Source organism: uncultured Pedobacter sp., from assembly GCF_913776295.1.
In the GTDB taxonomy this organism is placed as follows: domain Bacteria; phylum Bacteroidota; class Bacteroidia; order Sphingobacteriales; family Sphingobacteriaceae; genus Pedobacter.
Window position 1 is genome coordinate 1 of record NZ_CAJYOJ010000078.1, and the last position, 16,642, is coordinate 16,642.

General features: G+C 39.0%; 17 protein-coding genes. 8 read left to right on the forward strand and 9 right to left on the reverse strand.

Annotation, left to right across the window (positions count from 1 at the left end; genetic code table 11):
• Positions 1-603 precede the first annotated feature (603 nt).
• Positions 604-1,545 carry an ion channel gene (locus tag QZ738_RS17700; protein WP_293789061.1) on the reverse strand — a complete coding sequence of 314 codons (942 nt, stop codon included), beginning with the start codon at positions 1,543-1,545 and terminating at the stop codon, positions 604-606.
• A 388-nt stretch (positions 1,546-1,933) separates the two neighbouring features.
• Here QZ738_RS17700 and trpD point away from each other — a divergent pair, with 388 nt between their 5' ends.
• The 4 genes from trpD (at position 1,934) to trpA (ending at position 5,652) form a co-directional block, all read left to right on the forward strand.
• Positions 1,934-2,923 carry an anthranilate phosphoribosyltransferase gene (gene trpD / locus QZ738_RS17705; RefSeq protein ID WP_293789062.1) on the forward strand — a complete coding sequence of 330 codons (990 nt, stop codon included), beginning with the start codon at positions 1,934-1,936 and terminating at the stop codon, positions 2,921-2,923.
• Positions 2,917-3,549, forward strand: coding sequence for a phosphoribosylanthranilate isomerase (locus QZ738_RS17710; protein WP_293789063.1), 633 nt, complete (start codon positions 2,917-2,919; stop codon positions 3,547-3,549). The genes trpD and QZ738_RS17710 overlap by 7 nt, the downstream gene beginning before the upstream one ends.
• A gap of 78 nt (positions 3,550-3,627) precedes the next feature.
• Positions 3,628-4,809, forward strand: a complete 1,182-nt coding sequence (trpB, locus tag QZ738_RS17715) for a tryptophan synthase subunit beta (RefSeq protein ID WP_293789064.1) — start codon at positions 3,628-3,630, stop codon at positions 4,807-4,809.
• Between the two features lie 75 nt (positions 4,810-4,884).
• Complete coding sequence (gene trpA, locus QZ738_RS17720) at positions 4,885-5,652, forward strand: tryptophan synthase subunit alpha (RefSeq protein WP_293789065.1); 768 nt, start codon at positions 4,885-4,887, stop codon at positions 5,650-5,652.
• Positions 5,653-5,775: 123 nt separating this feature from the next.
• On the opposite strand, the gene QZ738_RS17725 is transcribed toward trpA, so the two are convergent.
• The 3 genes from QZ738_RS17725 to QZ738_RS17735 form a co-directional block, all read right to left on the reverse strand.
• Entirely contained in the window at positions 5,776-6,438 is a 663-nt protein-coding gene (locus tag QZ738_RS17725; RefSeq protein ID WP_293789066.1) for an alpha/beta hydrolase, read from the reverse strand.
• The gene (gene ung / locus QZ738_RS17730) at positions 6,438-7,118 is read right to left on the reverse strand and encodes a uracil-DNA glycosylase (RefSeq protein WP_293789067.1); all 681 of its coding nucleotides are present in this window, start codon (positions 7,116-7,118) and stop codon (positions 6,438-6,440) included. Before ung ends, QZ738_RS17725 begins: the two co-directional genes overlap by 1 nt.
• A 211-nt stretch (positions 7,119-7,329) precedes the next feature.
• Positions 7,330-7,809, reverse strand: a complete 480-nt coding sequence (locus QZ738_RS17735) for a thioredoxin family protein (RefSeq protein WP_293789068.1) — start codon at positions 7,807-7,809, stop codon at positions 7,330-7,332.
• A gap of 153 nt (positions 7,810-7,962) precedes the next feature.
• Between QZ738_RS17735 and QZ738_RS17740 the strand changes: the two genes are divergently transcribed.
• On the forward strand, positions 7,963-8,502 hold the full coding sequence (locus QZ738_RS17740) for a hypothetical protein (RefSeq protein WP_090496042.1): 540 nt from the start codon (positions 7,963-7,965) through the stop codon (positions 8,500-8,502).
• Positions 8,503-8,966: 464 nt separating this feature from the next.
• Positions 8,967-9,521 carry a pyridoxamine 5'-phosphate oxidase family protein gene (locus tag QZ738_RS17745; protein ID WP_293789070.1) on the forward strand — a complete coding sequence of 185 codons (555 nt, stop codon included), beginning with the start codon at positions 8,967-8,969 and terminating at the stop codon, positions 9,519-9,521.
• Between the two features lie 104 nt (positions 9,522-9,625).
• On the opposite strand, the gene QZ738_RS17750 is transcribed toward QZ738_RS17745, so the two are convergent.
• Positions 9,626-9,838, reverse strand: a complete 213-nt coding sequence (locus tag QZ738_RS17750; protein ID WP_293789072.1) for a hypothetical protein — start codon at positions 9,836-9,838, stop codon at positions 9,626-9,628.
• A gap of 135 nt (positions 9,839-9,973) precedes the next feature.
• Positions 9,974-11,683 (reverse strand): lysine--tRNA ligase, encoded by a 1,710-nt coding sequence (lysS, locus tag QZ738_RS17755; RefSeq protein ID WP_293789073.1) that lies wholly within the window; start codon positions 11,681-11,683, stop codon positions 9,974-9,976.
• A gap of 334 nt (positions 11,684-12,017) precedes the next feature.
• Here lysS and QZ738_RS17760 point away from each other — a divergent pair, with 334 nt between their 5' ends.
• The gene (locus QZ738_RS17760) at positions 12,018-12,707 is read left to right on the forward strand and encodes a DUF2461 domain-containing protein (RefSeq protein WP_293789074.1); all 690 of its coding nucleotides are present in this window, start codon (positions 12,018-12,020) and stop codon (positions 12,705-12,707) included.
• Positions 12,708-12,761: 54 nt separating this feature from the next.
• Here QZ738_RS17760 and QZ738_RS17765 read toward each other — a convergent pair whose 3' ends face one another.
• Positions 12,762-14,678: a long-chain fatty acid--CoA ligase gene (locus QZ738_RS17765; RefSeq protein ID WP_293789076.1), complete on the reverse strand. Its 1,917-nt coding sequence runs from the start codon at positions 14,676-14,678 to the stop codon at positions 12,762-12,764.
• Positions 14,679-15,032: 354 nt separating this feature from the next.
• Here QZ738_RS17765 and QZ738_RS17770 point away from each other — a divergent pair, with 354 nt between their 5' ends.
• The gene (locus QZ738_RS17770) at positions 15,033-15,680 is read left to right on the forward strand and encodes a hypothetical protein (RefSeq protein WP_293789089.1); all 648 of its coding nucleotides are present in this window, start codon (positions 15,033-15,035) and stop codon (positions 15,678-15,680) included.
• Positions 15,681-15,732: 52 nt separating this feature from the next.
• Here QZ738_RS17770 and QZ738_RS17775 read toward each other — a convergent pair whose 3' ends face one another.
• Both QZ738_RS17775 and iscU read right to left on the reverse strand, forming a co-directional pair.
• A complete protein-coding gene (locus tag QZ738_RS17775) occupies positions 15,733-16,059 on the reverse strand; it encodes an iron-sulfur cluster assembly accessory protein (RefSeq protein WP_090987437.1) in 327 nt (108 codons plus the stop codon).
• 99 nt (positions 16,060-16,158) lie between these two features.
• Positions 16,159-16,572 (reverse strand): Fe-S cluster assembly scaffold IscU, encoded by a 414-nt coding sequence (iscU, locus tag QZ738_RS17780; protein WP_039476200.1) that lies wholly within the window; start codon positions 16,570-16,572, stop codon positions 16,159-16,161.
• Positions 16,573-16,642: the final 70 nt, after the last annotated feature.

Below are 16,642 nucleotides of genomic sequence, written 5' to 3' on the forward strand. Positions count from 1 at the left end.
TTACTTTTTGATGCCAAAAAGTAAGAGCCCTTCGGCGGCGGTGAGCCGAGGCAAGACTGTGCTGTATGGCATAAGAAATCAGTTACGTCATTTATATTGATTTTTATACCATAAATTATTCCTACCATTGACGTTATTTTGTAATTATTTGATAGTTAAACATTTATGAAATATGCATTTCCATCCAAAAAGGCCTTCGCACTGTGCCCCCCGTTCTACTTAAGTCCGGCCTAACAAATTTTTCGGATTCTACTGACCAAGCCCTATTACTTGCTTTAAAAGAAAAATTTTCAGCCGGCATTTTATTAATGTTTGTCTATTGTTTTTTATCTGTATTAATGAGCTCGGCAATGCCTCGGTTTTGTTACTTTTTGATGCCAAAAAGTAAGAGCCCTTCGGCGGCGGCGAGCCGAGGCAAGACTGGGCTGTATGGCATAAATAATTAGTTACGTCATTTATATTGATTTTTATAAAATAAATTATCCCTCAGGATGACAGGGTGACAAAAAGATTGCAGTGGAATGGCGGGACTACCGTAACCAACTGGCACAGAACCCTGCTTTCCAAAAAACAATGAATCTTTTAAAAGTGAATCGTGGAAACCTATACCGACGGGATAATCTTATCCAACTTACTATAATCCATTACCAGTTTACCTTCTTCGTTATGGTAAAACATTTTTTCAAACTTTGCATCCATTTCTATATCTTCATCCTGGTAGCTGGTGCGCGTATGAATGGTTTGGGAAAATGTATCATCAAATGCCTTAAGCATGACGAAAACTTCGACCTCTGCCTGTTGCAGTTCCATTAACGATTTTTCGTATAAAGGACTTTCTTCGGTGATAGGGTGTACCAAAGTCCAGTTTAAAGAGAGGATGCCGATTTTATCGCGTTCTAATGTCAAAGGATAAAACCTGCGCACATTTTTGCCATCTACGGTTTCATTGTACGACATTACCATCTGCACTTCTACCTCGATAAGTTGGTTACGGCGTAAATTAACCAAACGGCACATTAAACCATGACCTTTTTCGTAAGGTGCAATCACCATTTTTTTACTGAAACTCACTTTAGAAGTAGGCCGGCTAAAGCGCCCATACAATAATCCTGTAGCCAATGCGAATGCCAACAGCCCAAGCATACTTTCGAAAGCAGCTAAAATACTGGTTGCAAATCCCTGTGGAGAAATATGGCCATAACCCACCGTAGAAATGGTTTGGGCCGAAAAGAAAAAGGCATCAAAAAAGTGATCACGAAAGGTAAGACCTTTAGCACCTTCTAAATTTTCAATCCCGACAACGTTATATAACACTGCAAATATGGTATTTACAACCAGGTAAGCTATCAGAATGACAAAGAAAAACCTCGCCCAGCTCATCGTGACCAGGCGGGTGTAGGTATCATCGAACTTAAACCAGGGCAGGCCGGTACGCTCGATATTTGCAGAACCATCCGGGTTTAGCATGCGCTGATTTTTGGTCACGGGATTGGAACCGAAACCGAAATCATCATTAAACTGTACTTTTCTTTTAAAGAAAACCATATATTTTTAGAAAGATTTTGGAATATTAAAAAACAATGTCAATATTTGCTTTATACAAACATGATCATTAAAAACTTAAATAACAATTGGTGGTGGCATAACGAAATTCGTTAGGCAAGTTCTATTGTTATATATTTTTAAAATATTTTAAATACAACGAAGAGGATTGCCCAAAAAGCAATCCTTTTTTTATGCAATTTTTTAAAGATCGCCATGGCTCACGTCTCCAGAGACCGGAACGGACACAGATGGTTTGTGGAAACATAAACTATGGCTTAGATAAATTTTTGAGTGATCGTCATGCTGATCCGATAGCTATCGGATTTATTTCAGCATCCGGACTGAAGATTCTGAAACAAGTTCAGAATGACGATAAGAAGTAAGAAACATGAAAAAAATATTAAACCATTTATTCGAGAACAAGAGCTTTAGCAGGGAAGAAGCCAAAAATATTTTAATTTCCATTTCTGAGGGAGCATTTAATTCTTCGCAGATTGCCGCTTTTATTACTGCTTATGCCATGCGGAATATCACGGTACAAGAGTTACAGGGCTTTAGGGACGCCATGTTGGATATGTGCGTAAAGGTTGACCTTTCCGCTTACGATCTGATCGATCTTTGTGGTACCGGTGGTGACGGGAAAGATACTTTCAACATTTCTACCTTGTCCTCATTTGTGGTAGCAGGGGCAGGGCATCATGTGGCTAAACATGGTAACTACGGGGTTTCATCGGGCTGCGGATCATCAAATGTGATGGAATACCTGGGCTACAGCTTTACCAACGATGAAACTACTTTAAAGCGCAATCTGGATGCGGCAGGCATTTGCTTTTTGCATGCACCGCTTTTTAACCCCGCCATTAAAATTGTGGCACCGATCCGGAAAGAATTGGGCGTAAAAACATTTTTTAATATGCTTGGGCCAATGGTTAACCCAGGGCAACCAAATTACCAGATGGTAGGCGTTTTTAGTTTGGAACTGGCTCGTTTATATGCTTATTTATACCAGGATACCGATAAAAATTATACCATTGTACATGCACTGGAGGGTTATGATGAGATTTCGTTAACCTGCGATGTGAAAACCTTTTCGAATAAGGGAGAACAGATTTTAACCCTTGGCGATATGGGCTTTGAAAAAGTGGATGTCAATGGAATTAAAGGTGGTGATACCGTAGAGTCGTCAGCTAAAATATTTGTGGATGTGCTTAATGGCGAGGCGACTGATGTGCAGAACAATGTGGTATTATGCAACTCTGCACTCGCTATCCGGACCATCAAGCCTGAACTTTCATTTGCCGATTGCTACTATGAAGCAGAAGAATCGCTGATGAGCAAAAAAGCTTTAAACAGTTTTAAACAGTTACTGGCATGCTGAAATTAAAGGTTTGCGGCATGCGTTTAGCTGCTAACATTGCGGCCGTCGCTGAGTTACATCCGGAATATCTGGGTTTTATCTTTTATGGTAAATCGCCCAGGTTGATCAGCGATGTTTCTGCCGAACTGATTAAATACATTCCTGCAGAAATTAAAACCGTGGGTGTTTTTGTAAATGAAGACCTTAAAAAAGTAAAAGATAAAGTAAACTTACTGAAGTTAAAAGCTGTTCAGTTACATGGCAGCGAATCGCCTGAATACTGTGAAGCATTAAAATCAAGCTTCTCATCGTTAGAGGTTATCAAAGCGTTTGGAATAGACGAAGATTTCGATTTTTCGACTTTGGAAGCTTATTTAAAGGTGACAGATTATTTCTTGTTTGATACCAAGACAAGAGCACATGGCGGATCAGGAAAAACATTTAACTGGTCTGCTTTGGACCAATATACATACACAAAACCATATTTTTTAAGTGGTGGGATTGATTTGGAACATACCACTGCGATTAAAAGCATAAACGATGATCGTTTATATGCACTAGACATCAACAGCCGGTTCGAAACTGAACCCGGGTTGAAAGATGCTGAAAAGATTAAAGAATTTATTAAAGAAATGAATACAAATTAATGTCATCCTGAGCCTGTAGAAGAAATCCTAGTAAAGAATTTCGACGAGCTCCATGTGACAGACTAGTTGATAGATATCATGAAATACAAAGTAAACGAAAAAGGATATTACGGGGATTTTGGCGGTGCGTACATCCCTGAAATGCTTTATCCGAATGTAGAAGAACTGCGTCATAATTATTTAAAGATCATTGCTGATCCTGATTTTCAGAAGGAGTTTCATCAGCTGTTAAAAGATTATGTAGGGCGTCCTTCGCCTTTATACCTGGCCAAAAGATATTCGGAACGCTACGGCGCCAATATTTTCCTAAAAAGAGAAGATTTAAACCATACCGGGGCGCATAAAATCAACAATACCATCGGGCAGATTTTACTGGCCGAAAAACTGGGGAAAAAACGGATTATTGCCGAAACCGGTGCCGGCCAGCACGGTGTGGCTACCGCGACGGTTTGTGCATTGCGCAACCTGGAGTGTGTGATTTACATGGGTGAGGTGGATATCGAGCGACAGGCACCAAACGTGGCCCGCATGAAAATGTTGGGTGCAAAAGTAGTTCCGGCAAGTTCTGGGAGTAAAACTTTGAAAGACGCTACCAATGAGGCCATGCGCGATTGGATCAACAATCCGGTTGATACGCATTATATTATCGGTTCAGTTGTGGGGCCACATCCTTACCCTGATATGGTGGCGATTTTCCAGTCGATTATCTCCGAGGAAACCAAAAAACAGCTTCTGGAACAAACCGGAGGCGATCAGCCTGATTATGTATTAGCCTGTGTGGGTGGTGGAAGTAACGCCATGGGCATGTTCTACCACTTCATGGATGATGAACATGTAAAACTGATCGCTGTTGAAGCAGCAGGAAAAGGTGTTTCAAGTGGATTATCAGCAGCCACTACCTATCTGGGCAATGAAGGGGTTTTGCATGGCAGTAGAAGTATTTTAATGCAGACGCCAGACGGTCAGGTAGTAGAGCCTCATTCGGTTTCGGCTGGACTGGATTATCCAGGCATTGGTCCTCAGCATGCACATTTGTTTAAAACCGGTCGTGGGCAATATGTTTCCATTACTGACGATGAAAGTCTGGAAGCAGGTTTATTGTGTACCAAACTGGAAGGCATTATTCCTGCGATAGAAAGTGCACATGCCCTGGCTTATTTGGAAAAAATGGAATTTAAAGGTGGCGAAAATGTAGTGGTTTGCCTTTCCGGTCGCGGCGATAAGGATCTGGATACTTATATTAAATATTTTAATTTATAATCCCTAAATCCCCTAAAGGGGACTTATGAGGTAATTTTTCACACAATTAATAAAGCCCCTTTAGGGGTATGGGGTATGAACAGAATTAAACAACTCTTTCAGGAGAAGAAAAATATATTATCAATTTATTACACTGCCGGTTATCCTAACACCGGCGATACCATTCAGATTGCTGAAGCACTGCAGAAATCAGGCGCAGATATACTGGAGATAGGCTTTCCATATTCAGATCCTGTTGCCGATGGACCAGTGATCCAGGCCAGTAGCAAACAGTCTTTAGATCAGGGCATGACCCTTAAACTGCTTTTTGAGCAACTGAAAGACTTACGTAAACACGTAACTATCCCGGTTTTGTTAATGGGGTATGTAAATCCGGTTTTGCAGTTTGGCGTAGAGAATTTTTGTAAAGCTTGTGTCGAAGTTGGGGTAGACGGCTGTATTGTACCGGATTTGCCAATGGTAGAGTATGAGGAATTTTATAAAGATTGCTTTGAGAAATACAATTTAAGCAATGTGTTTTTAATTACTCCTCAAACCACTGAGGAGCGTATTCGTAAAATTGATGGTTTGACGAATGGATTTATCTATCTCTTGTCATCTTCTGCTACAACAGGTAAAAACTTAGAGGTAGGTGATACCACTGAAGCTTACTTTGGCCGCATCAAAGCCATGAACCTTAAAAACCCAACCATGATCGGTTTCGGGATCAGCGATAAACAAACTTTCGATAAGGCATGTTCTTATGCAGATGGAGCCATTATTGGTACGGCTTTCGTTAAAGCCATTGCTGATGGGAATTTAGAAGAAAGTATAAGCAATTTCATGAAGAAATTTAAGGATTAAAATTCTAATTCCTTTAACGATCGTCGTCTTACGGAGTAGCGCAGTAGTGAAATTTAAAAATGGATATCTCACCAGGTGTTCTTCAGGAGATGACGATCATTTATAACCGTCATTTGATAGATTTTAGTTGATTCCGTGGTTCAATATCAAATCGTCAATAATGCCAGAAATTATCTTCGCATTTTGATAAACCATAAAATGCGTTCCATTTTCGATTACGAAATCAGGCATTGCCTTTGTCGAATAGAGGATTTTATCATTCGTGCCGTGGATGTGAAAAATCCTTTCCGGTTTAGTTTTATTTTGCCAGCTTAAAATGCTTCCAATTGCCCATTTAAGAAAATGAGGATCAGTATCTTTTATAATCCTGCCCAGCAGTGTTTTCTCACTACCAGACCGTGTGCCAAAATAATAATGCTGCGTAAGTTGGTTAGATGCTTTTAAAAGCCTGGCCGGGATAAACTTTAACAGTTTAAGCTTTCCGGCAAAGCGGTATAATGCTGGTAAATGTTGACTTAACATGGTGCTAGACACAATAATCGTTGCTACAGGCTGTAATATTTTAGCAATTTCCACTGCAATCATCCCACCAAACGATACACCTACCAAAGCAAACGGCTGGCAGGTATCAATAACCCGGCTTAGTCGTTCAGCATAAGCTTCAAGTGACTCATTTTTATGAGGATCAATCCAGTCAATATGGATAACTTTGATCTTTTCACTAAGTTTTAATTTGGAAAAAATCCGCCGATCAGCTCCGAGGCCGCTAATAAAGTAGGTATTCATTAGGCCGGTAAATTCCAGTCGATCGGTTTTAAATTATTCTGCACCAACAATTGATTGGCTTTAGAAAAATGTTTCGATCCAAAGAAACCATTATAGGCTGAAAATGGCGACGGGTGAGCAGCTGTTAATACATAATGTTTTTTCTGATCGATTAGTGCAACTTTTTGCTGTGCATATCTGCCCCACAATAAAAATACAATATGTTCGCGTTTCTGAGATAAAGCCTTGATCACTTCATCAGTAAAAATTTCCCAACCGCGGTTTTGGTGTGAGCCAGCTTCTGAAGCGCGAACGGTTAAAGTCGCATTCAATAACAATACACCTTGTTCTGCCCAGTGCGTTAAATGACCGTGGTTTGGCGTCTTAAAACCTTCAATATCAGTTTCCAGCTCTTTGTATATGTTTTTTAACGAAGGCGGAACCGCAATACCGCGTTGTACCGAAAATGATAAACCGTGTGCCTGTCCCACACCATGATAAGGGTCCTGGCCCAAAATCACAACTTTTACTTTATCAAATGGCGTCGTATTTAATGCATTAAAAATATCCGCACCCTTGGGATAAATAGTTGCACCCCTCTGTTTTTCCTCCTGTAAAAAAGACTTCAGTTTAATCATATAGTCTTTTTCAAATTCTTCTTCTAAAACGGCTAACCATCCCGGTTCTAGTGCTGCTGACATAGTGCTGATGTATATTAAATGTAAGATGTATGATTTAAAATGGATTATGGGTAATGTCTGTAAATAAATTTTAGTCAATGGTTTGACAGACTATAATCAATCGTCAGGGTAGATCGACATAGGCCAATAGGTTGTCTGTTATCAAATACTTCCGCAATCAACCATGAACTATCAAACTATGAACCATGAACCAAAAAAAACTCAGAAAAATTTAAGATTTCTTCTTGTATATTTCCAATAAATCTCCCTCTAATGTGGTCTTAGGTCCTTCAATAATCCGTCCCAATTCTTTGTCTTTTTTATCAAAAACAATGAAAGTTGGTACCATTTTAATATCCAGGCCATTCAATAGTCCATTCTCGGCTTTTTTGTTTCCATCAACAGCAATAATCTCTACGTTTTTCTCTTTAAAGTGCAGGGCATCTAATATTTTAAGAAAATTGGGTACGTTAGCCTTACTGTCGCCACACCAGGTTCCTAAAACAATTTTGATTTTTTCGTTCCTGACTAATTTTTTTAGTTCGATCATTGTTGCGGCATCAGGCACATATGCCTCATAAAGTGGATCATACATTTCCTTAAATTCGGGGAAAGTAGTAATGCCTTCTCGCGTACAAGCGTTAATTAGTATATCCTTGTTGTGGACTTCGTCGTGTATTTTTTTATTCAAATCTTGTGCAGAAACGTTCATTGCAAGTATGATTAGGGTTATGGATAAGAACATTTTCATAGTTTACAGATGTTTTTTTTGAGCTTTTAAATTTTTATTGAAATTATTGTTTTAAAATCTAATTTGTGCCATTTAAACACGATATTTGCAAAAAAAATAATTAGGATAAAATTTATGCCAAATATCATCAGATTAATTGCGGGGTTTGCTTTACTGGGTGGCGCAGTAGCTTTATTTATTTTCGGTTTCTGGCCTTGGGGTATTATTGCCATTTTATTGGGGATAATTGTACTGGTAACATATTTCTTTAATGAAAACATGCTTTTAGCACAGTGGTTTCTTAGAAAAGATAACATGCCCAAAGCAAAAATGTTTTTAGACCGCATTACCAATTATGAAACCCAGTTGATTAAAGTGCAGCACGGTTATTATAACTTATTGATCGGCTTGATTGAAAGTAGAACAGCGCCGATGCAGAGCGAGAAGTATTTCAAGAAATCACTTGCATTGGGTATGCAGATGGATCATAATATTGCGCTCGCAAAATTAAGTTTGGCAGGTATTGCCATGGCTAAACGCAATAAACGTGAGGCAACCATGTACCTGGCTGAGGCTAAAAAAGCAGATAAGAATAAATTGCTGGCCGATCAGATTAAACAAATGAAAGATCAGATGGGTATGATGGATAAACAGCAGCAGGTCCGTTACAGATAGTCTTGATTGTATCGTATACAGAGCCATTTCAGAAATGAGGTGGCTTTTTTTTTGGTGTCTAATCTTTATGTATCTGGTGTTTTACAGAGCGCTTCTTTGATGATAATATTTTGGATTAGGAAATGAGCGTTCGTTAGTTCTTGGCGGCTTGCAGCCCCGCTTTCGCTTATAGTCCTCGCTGCGCTCCGGGCTATTCCGCTTAATCGTGTTTAGGAACAGGGGTTTGTGCGACATACAGCCCGATAAATGGAATACTGTTGTAGACACTTAGCAGCGGTTGCAGCTATGATTTCTTATACAGTTTAATATCTTGGGAGATGATCTGTATGTAGTTGGCGGGTCGCTGATACAGTTTCCGATCGTTCCTTCTCGCAATGACGACTTTTTTACAGCAGATCCGCCATAGTCAAAAAATCAAAACCAAACTCAACTTTCCATTGTAGTTTATATAAAATTTCAAAATTATGGCAATATCACAAGAGGGGAGTACAAACAATACTCAGGAAGAAAATAATATCCAGGATTTAGGCGGTAAAGAAGCTGTCGAAAAACTGAGAACGCTGGCTGAGAAAGCTGAAAGCTGCTTTTTTTGTACCAATATCAAAACAGGCGTGCCGCTATCAGTCAGGCCAATGGCCATTCAGCAGGTTGATGATGAAGGTAATATCTGGTTCATGAGCATGAAAGACAGTCATAAAAATGAAGAGATTTCGGCTGATCCTTTTACACACTTATTATTTCAGGCCGGCGCCCATTCAGGTTTTGTAAACATATATGGTATTTCAGAAATCAGCAGGGATCAGGCTAAAATAGACGAACTTTGGAGTCCGTTTATTAAAACGTGGTTTCAGGGAGGGAAAGACGACCCGAATATTACGCTGATCAAAGTAATTCCATCAGAAGGCTATTACTGGGACACCAAACATGGCACCGCTGTTGCCTTTTTAAAAATGGCTGCATCCGTAATTACCGGAAAAACGATGGATGATTCAGTAGAAGGATCTTTGGATGTTGACTAGAAAGGTTAATTGTTCAAACTGGTTAATCGGTTAACTGTTTAAAAAAAGTTAACTGGTTAATCGTTATTTGAACCTTTAACCGCTTACTGCCAATTGCGAACTGACTATTTATCACCCAAATAATCAAAACCTTCAAAGTCTTCTCTTTGGGCTCTTTTGCTTAAGATATCATCTTCTTCAACCTGTTTTCTGGAGAAGAACAAAGCTTCGGCCTGGATTCTTTTGATTAATTGACGAACCAGTGTTAAATCGAATGCATCTTTACTCAATTTTATGCAGTACTCTCTTTCGTTGATTTCTAAACTTGATGTATTCATATCGCAAATGATTTTATTTATCGATTGCTGTAAATATAGAAAAGGCTTGCTAAACAATTATTAGCAAGCCTTTTAAGTTTATGTTATGTTTTTGTTAAAAACCAGTCCGGTATTTTACCGGTGGGTTAACAAATGCTATTTATGTGATAGGAATAAGCCGTCGTCTGTTTTGGCAACTTTCAAAATACCTTTACCTGTTAATGCCTTTAAGGTGGTATCCCATTTTTTATTGCTCCAGTCGGTCAATTTTGCTTTTACGTCAGTTAACAGGTACTGTTCGTTTTCTTTTACCAATGCATACAATTCACTTTCTTCAGCGCTCATCTCAATTTTCTTTTTCTCCGGGCGCATCTGCGGGAAGAAAAGAACTTCCTGGATCGTACTTTGGTTAGTCATTAACATCACCAAACGGTCTATACCAATACCTAAACCTGATGTTGGCGGCATGCCATACTCTAACGCACGTACAAAATCATCATCCATCGCCATCGCTTCATCATCACCTCGGGCAGCTAATTTTAACTGATCTTCCAAACGTTCTTTCTGGTCAATCGGATCGTTTAATTCTGAATAAGCATTGGCGATTTCCTTACCATTCACAAATAGCTCAAAACGCTCCACCAAGCCTTCAGCCGTACGGTGTTTTTTAGCCAGTGGCGTCATTTCGATCGGGTAATCGGTAATATAGGTTGGCTGAATTAAATTTGCTTCTACTTTCGCACCGAAAATCTCATCGATTAATTTACCACGCCCCATGGTATCATCTATTTCGATACCAAGATCTTTACAGGTTTGTGCAATCTCATCCTCGGTCATTGCAGACACATCAATACCCGTATATTTTTGGATGGATTCGTACATGGTCAGTTTCTCGTAAGGCCCTTCGAAATTTATTTCATGCTCACCTACTTTAACCAATGCTGAACCTGTTGTTGCAATAGCTACTTTTTCTAAACATTCCTCAACCATGGCCATCATCCAGATATAATCTTTATAGGCCACATAAATTTCCATTGAGGTAAATTCAGGATTATGGGTACGGTCCATGCCTTCATTGCGGAACATTTTACCAAACTCATACACTCCATCAAAACCAGCCACGATTAATCTTTTTAGATAAAGCTCATTTGCTATGCGCAGATAAAGTGGCATATCTAAAGTATTGTGGTGTGTGGCAAACGGACGTGCCGCTGCACCACCATGAATAGGCTGTAGGATTGGGGTTTCCACTTCCATCCAGCCCTGGTTATCAAAATAACTGCGCATGGTATTAATCACCTTGCTGCGTTTGATGAAAATCTGTTTGTAATCAGGATTTACCGTTAAGTCTACATAACGCATACGGTAACGCAGTTCCGGGTTGGTAAATCCGTCATATACGTTTCCTTCATCATCACGTTTTACAATTGGTAATGGGCGTAATGACTTAGAAAGTACTTTAAATTCAGTTACATGTACGGAAATTTCTCCGGTTTGCGTAGTGAAAACATAACCTTTAACGCCAATAAAATCGCCGATATCCAAAAGTTTTTTAAATACCGTGTTGTATAGTGTTTTATCTTCCCCCGGACAAAGTTCATCACGTTTTAAGTAGATCTGAATCCTGCCGGTAGAGTCCTGTAACTCCGTAAAAGAGGCAGCGCCCATAATATTTCGGCTCATAATTCTACCGGCTAATACTACTGTCTTGTATGCTGTCTTATCTACTTCATAATTAGTTAATATGTCTGCTGCATAAGCATTTACTTCATAAGCTTCTGCAGGATAGGGTTCAATGCCTAATGCACGTAGTTGTTTTAGCGACTCACGTCGTAATTGCTCTTGTTCTGATAATCCTATACTCATCTCGGGTATTTTTTGCAAAAGTAAGAATTTGCAATGTGTTTATTGTAACAGATATCATTTCAAACATCATTCTTTGAAAAGACACCTTCTGGCAAAGATAAGAAAGGTATTGTAATTAATAAATGCTTTGTTTAGATAAAAATGGCTTTTAGGACGTGAAAAAACAAGGAGATAAAAACGTGAAATTTAAGATACCCAAGGTATTTATTCTACGATGATAGAATGGAAGCAAGAATGCTTTTAAGGTGAATCATTGCAATTTTATGGGTACGCGATATGAATTTAGTGCTTTATGGATATTATATTTGCCTGAATGATTTAGCCCTTAAAAACTATGCCCGATATAAAACAAATACCACTTTCTAGTTTTGAGTTTTTAAGATTGTTAAAAAATAACAATGAACGCAATTGGTTTAATGATCATAAAATGGCCTATCAGAAGGAGCTAGGCTACATAGAATCTTTTGCGCAGCAGTTGTTGGATTTAATGAATACCCATGATGTAATTGAAACAGCATCCGGAAAGAAGAGTTTATACCGGATTTATCGGGATACGCGTTTTTCAAATGATAAAACGCCCTACAAAACACATTGGAGCGGAAGTTTTAAACGTGCTGGCAAACTAAGGAGAGGTGGCTATTATTTCCATATCGAACCAGGCAATAGCTTTGTGGCAGGTGGCTTTTTCGGGCCTTCGCCGCAAGATCTAAAACTAATAAGGGAGCAGATCAGTTTTGATGCCGCGCCTTTGCGGGAAATACTAAGTGTAGAATCTTTTGCTTCTTTTTTCGGGTCATTGAAAGGAGAACAATTAAAAACAGCTCCAAAAGGCTTTGATGCAGATCATCAGGACATCGATTTGCTACGCTACAAACAATTCTTGTTGATTCATCAATTTACCGATGAGGAGGTTTTGAGTACGGACTTCCTCGGCTACTGCAATCAGGGATTTAAAAATATGCGCCCCTTTTTTGACTACATGAGCGAGATATTATCAACTGATGCAAATGGAATGGATCTGTAACTGATGCTTTATAAATAAAGGGCCACAATTAATTTATAATGATGGCCCTTTTAATTATGATTCCGCTTCCACGCCTTCCTCGTACATTTCGTCAATCGCTTCTGCATATTTCTTCTCAACGATACGGCGTTTAACTTTCAGGGTAGGGGTGATTTCTCCCTCGTCTATATTGAAAGGATTGCGCTTGATCTTAAAGTTTTTGATGCGCTCAAATTTGGCCAGTTCGTTAGATATTTTTTTGATGTCCTGTTCCATCCAATCTATAATTTCCGGATTTCGGATAAAAGGATCGGCTTCTTCAAAAAATGAAGGTTTAAGTTTAAAGGTTTCTTCTAGAGTTTCGCGGTTGGGAATAATGATGGCGGTAATAAACTCACGTTTATCGCCGATCAAAAACAATTGATCGATTTTCGGACTCTTTAAGTAAATGTTTTCCACCGGCGTAGGATATACGTTTTTACCGTAGGCATTTACGATCATATTTTTTAAACGATCCGTGATCTGAAGATTACCTTTATAAAAACGGCCAATGTCACCCGTGTGGAACCACATATCCTTATCTATCGCTTCGGCAGTTTCTGCAGGTTTATTAAAATAACCTTTCATCACGCAATGGCCACGTACAATTACTTCCCCTTCAGCACATTCGAAATCTTCGCTGAACGTATGGTGGGTTTGGATACTGATCATTTCTTTACTATCCACATCCTGTATGGCTACTTCAATGCCAGGGATAATGCGGCCAACAGTACCATAAACCTGTCTGTGGTATTCGGTAACCGACATTACCGGCGATGTTTCGGTCAATCCAAAACCTTCCAGTATTTTTATCCCCAGATCGCCAAAAAACTCGCCTACATTTTTGGGCAGTGCAGCACCGCCCGAAATCATGAATTTTAAACGTCCACCGGTTTTTTCTTTAATTTTACTGAACACCAGTTTCTCGGCAATGCCTTTTTTTGCCGATAGGATCAGACCTGGGTTTTCACCTGCTTCTTTTACTAGCCTATACTTATTGCCAATTTCCAGTGCCCAGGTAAATATTTTCGCTTTTGTGCCGCCGCCTGCAGTACCACCTTTAATTGCTTTGTCATGTATGCGTTCCAGTAATCGCGGCACACAACTCATTACAGTAGGACGAACTTCGCCCATGTTTTTGGCCAGTAACTCTAAACTTTGTGCAAAAGCTATCTTACAGCCCTGGGCGCAGCAAACATGGTAAGTTGCGGTACGTTCGAAAACGTGCGATAACGGTAAGAAAGAAAGGAATGTCTCCGTCTGATCGATTACCGGAATCTGCTGCAGACAAACCTCTACATTTTTTACAAAATTATAATGGGTAAGCATTACGCCTTTAGGCGTTCCGGTTGTTCCTGAAGTGTAAATTAAGGAAGAAACATCCTCAGGTAAAACTAAACTTCTACACTGCTCAATTTCAGCCCTTTCTGCGGCCGTAATCTGATGTTTGAGTGCCAGAATATCAGAAAAGGCGATCACTTCTACCTCTACATCTGCAGGAATGGTCACTTTTTCAAAATCTTTGAACGCAGGGATAATATATTTTAATTGCCTGCAGTTGGCCGCTACCTTTAATACTTTGCGATAAAGGAAGTTATTTCCAACCAGAATAGCTTTTATACCAGAGTCGTTAATGATATAAGCTACTTCCTGCTCAGAGAGTGTAGGATAGATGGAAACATTGATTACGCCAATCTGCTGGATGCCCTGGTCATAATATACATATTCCGGAGAATTCTCAATCATCAAACCTAAACGATCGCCTTTTTTTATGCCTTTTTCCAGAAAGAATGCAGAAACTGCATCGGCTCTTTTTAAAGTATCTTCATAGGAAATTTCAGTCCATTCCGCGCCCTGTTTGTGGATCAAAAAGGTTTCCTGAGGTTTATGAATATTTTTTACAACATTCCGCAATAAGGTAGGAACAGTTGAAAATTCGTTTATTAATGGCATGCTCGTAATTTGGTCTGCTGATTATAATTAACAATTATAAGGCTTTTTGGTTTAAAAATGGCAACAGGATGATCAACCTGTTCTAAAATTAGATAAAAAGTAAAATTAGTCGTGTACACAGACTGTAAAAAACAGGCAGTAATCTCTTTAAAAGCTAAACTCAACTACTTGATTTTAGGTAGCTCTATATAGTGGTTTGTCGTTATTTTTCGTCCATTAGCCTTAAATAATTGCTAGTGGCACTACAGTTGCAACGGGCTTTTTACAACTTAAAATTAAAAAATTGCAAGATGAGAAAAACAATAACAAAATTAACGATGGTAGCAAGAGGATGCGCATTTGCTTTAATAGCGGGTGACGCTGCAATTTACGGCTTGCTCTAAAAACAACGATGTTAATCCGAGCGATGAAGAAATCTTGACCAAGAAAATAGAAGACATTATCCCGCAAAAGTATGTAGATAGCCTGACCAAACTGGGATTTACTGTAAATAAGGGGACCACGCCTCCAAATGTAAATGGCGCTTATCTATTTAAACCTTTTACCATAAAAAGCAGTAATATACCCTACGATACCTATCAGCCTGGTTATGTGCTTAATGATGGCGTGGTTAAACTTTATGAGCAAAGTACCAGCGATTTTAGCATAAAAATGTTGGGTAAAAACTTTATTGGTGCGGCAGATACGAGTGTTGTAACCGCGATTAGTGGCAATGGAAATAGGTTTACCGTTTACGGAAAGGTAAAAGCGTACAGAAACGGTGGTTACAATTTTTATGCTTTTTTAATGTCAGGAGAAAAAGACGGCATTAATATTAAAAACGGAATCGCAGGTATTATTAATATTGATGATTCTCATTCAGGACCAAATACCATCAAAGAGGGGCAGGGCAGAGTTGCCTATGATGGCGATTATACTTCCGGACCTACAGATTTTAATAGCAAAACTGTTGCTGTTAGCGAAAGAAATACTTTTAGCAGTAATCCATCTCTATTTAAATAAAGAAAGCGGCTTCGGAAGGATCCAAAGCCGCTTTCTTTTTTGCTTTTAAAATTTACACGGAGAAACTTTCGCCACAGCCGCAGGTACGGCTGGCATTCGGATTTACAAAATTGAAACCTTTTCCGTTCAAACCATCAGTGAAATCGAGTTCAGTTCCGGCCAGGTAAAGGAAAGATTTCATATCTAAAGCAATTTTAATTCCTTTATCCTCAAAAAACTGATCTCCTTTTTGTTCCTCGTTATCGAAATCTAAATTGTATGATAAACCAGAGCAACCACCACCTTTTACTGAAACACGTAAAAAGTAATCAGAACCCATTTCCGAATCCTGCATTAGGTGCTCAATTTTGTCTTTTGCTTTATCTGTTATCGTAATCATAGTAATAAAGATTTGTGATTTGAGAGATGAGATTTGAGAAGTATCTGTACGCCTAAGTTAGCTGGCCTCACATCTCAAATCTATTGTCTCACATCTAGTCTAGTGGTGTGATTTTTCCAGCGCAATTGCTTCTAAACCATTTTTAACACGGTAATCGTTAATAGCAGATTTGATTGCATCTTCTGCCAAAACTGAGCAGTGGATTTTTACCGGAGGCAAAGCCAATTCTTCCACAATATCCATGTTATCAATAGCCAATGCCTCATCTATTGTTTTGCCTTTCAACCATTCTGTTGCTAAAGATGAAGAAGCAATAGCTGAACCACAACCAAACGTTTTAAATTTGGCGTCGGTAATTACGTTATCTTCTCCAACCTCAATCTGCAGGCGCATTACGTCGCCACACTCAGGCGCACCAACTAACCCGGTGCCTACAAATTTACTGTCTTTATTTAAAGTACCTACATTACGTGGGTTATTGTAATGATCAATTACTTTTTCTGAATATGCCATGTTTTTATTTTTTAATCTCCTTACGGAGTAAATTTTTAATTAATTTTCAATTATCAGTTTTCAATTGCCA

Coding starts and splice junctions, on each gene's coding strand:
- iscU (WP_039476200.1), bottom strand. CDS start 16,572: ATGGCATATTCAGAAAAAGTAATTGATCATTACAATAACCCACGTAAT.
- trpA (WP_293789065.1), top strand. CDS start 4,885: ATGAACAGAATTAAACAACTCTTTCAGGAGAAGAAAAATATATTATCA.
- QZ738_RS17775 (WP_090987437.1), bottom strand. CDS start 16,059: ATGATTACGATAACAGATAAAGCAAAAGACAAAATTGAGCACCTAATG.
- QZ738_RS17765 (WP_293789076.1), bottom strand. CDS start 14,678: ATGCCATTAATAAACGAATTTTCAACTGTTCCTACCTTATTGCGGAAT.
- ung (WP_293789067.1), bottom strand. CDS start 7,118: ATGTCAGCAGCACTAGAACCGGGATGGTTAGCCGTTTTAGAAGAAGAA.
- QZ738_RS17735 (WP_293789068.1), bottom strand. CDS start 7,809: ATGAACGTTTCTGCACAAGATTTGAATAAAAAAATACACGACGAAGTC.
- QZ738_RS17745 (WP_293789070.1), top strand. CDS start 8,967: ATGGCAATATCACAAGAGGGGAGTACAAACAATACTCAGGAAGAAAAT.
- trpB (WP_293789064.1), top strand. CDS start 3,628: ATGAAATACAAAGTAAACGAAAAAGGATATTACGGGGATTTTGGCGGT.
- QZ738_RS17700 (WP_293789061.1), bottom strand. CDS start 1,545: ATGGTTTTCTTTAAAAGAAAAGTACAGTTTAATGATGATTTCGGTTTC.
- trpD (WP_293789062.1), top strand. CDS start 1,934: ATGAAAAAAATATTAAACCATTTATTCGAGAACAAGAGCTTTAGCAGG.
- lysS (WP_293789073.1), bottom strand. CDS start 11,683: ATGAGTATAGGATTATCAGAACAAGAGCAATTACGACGTGAGTCGCTA.
- QZ738_RS17740 (WP_090496042.1), top strand. CDS start 7,963: ATGCCAAATATCATCAGATTAATTGCGGGGTTTGCTTTACTGGGTGGC.
- QZ738_RS17760 (WP_293789074.1), top strand. CDS start 12,018: ATGCCCGATATAAAACAAATACCACTTTCTAGTTTTGAGTTTTTAAGA.
- QZ738_RS17710 (WP_293789063.1), top strand. CDS start 2,917: ATGCTGAAATTAAAGGTTTGCGGCATGCGTTTAGCTGCTAACATTGCG.
- QZ738_RS17725 (WP_293789066.1), bottom strand. CDS start 6,438: ATGAATACCTACTTTATTAGCGGCCTCGGAGCTGATCGGCGGATTTTT.
- QZ738_RS17750 (WP_293789072.1), bottom strand. CDS start 9,838: ATGAATACATCAAGTTTAGAAATCAACGAAAGAGAGTACTGCATAAAA.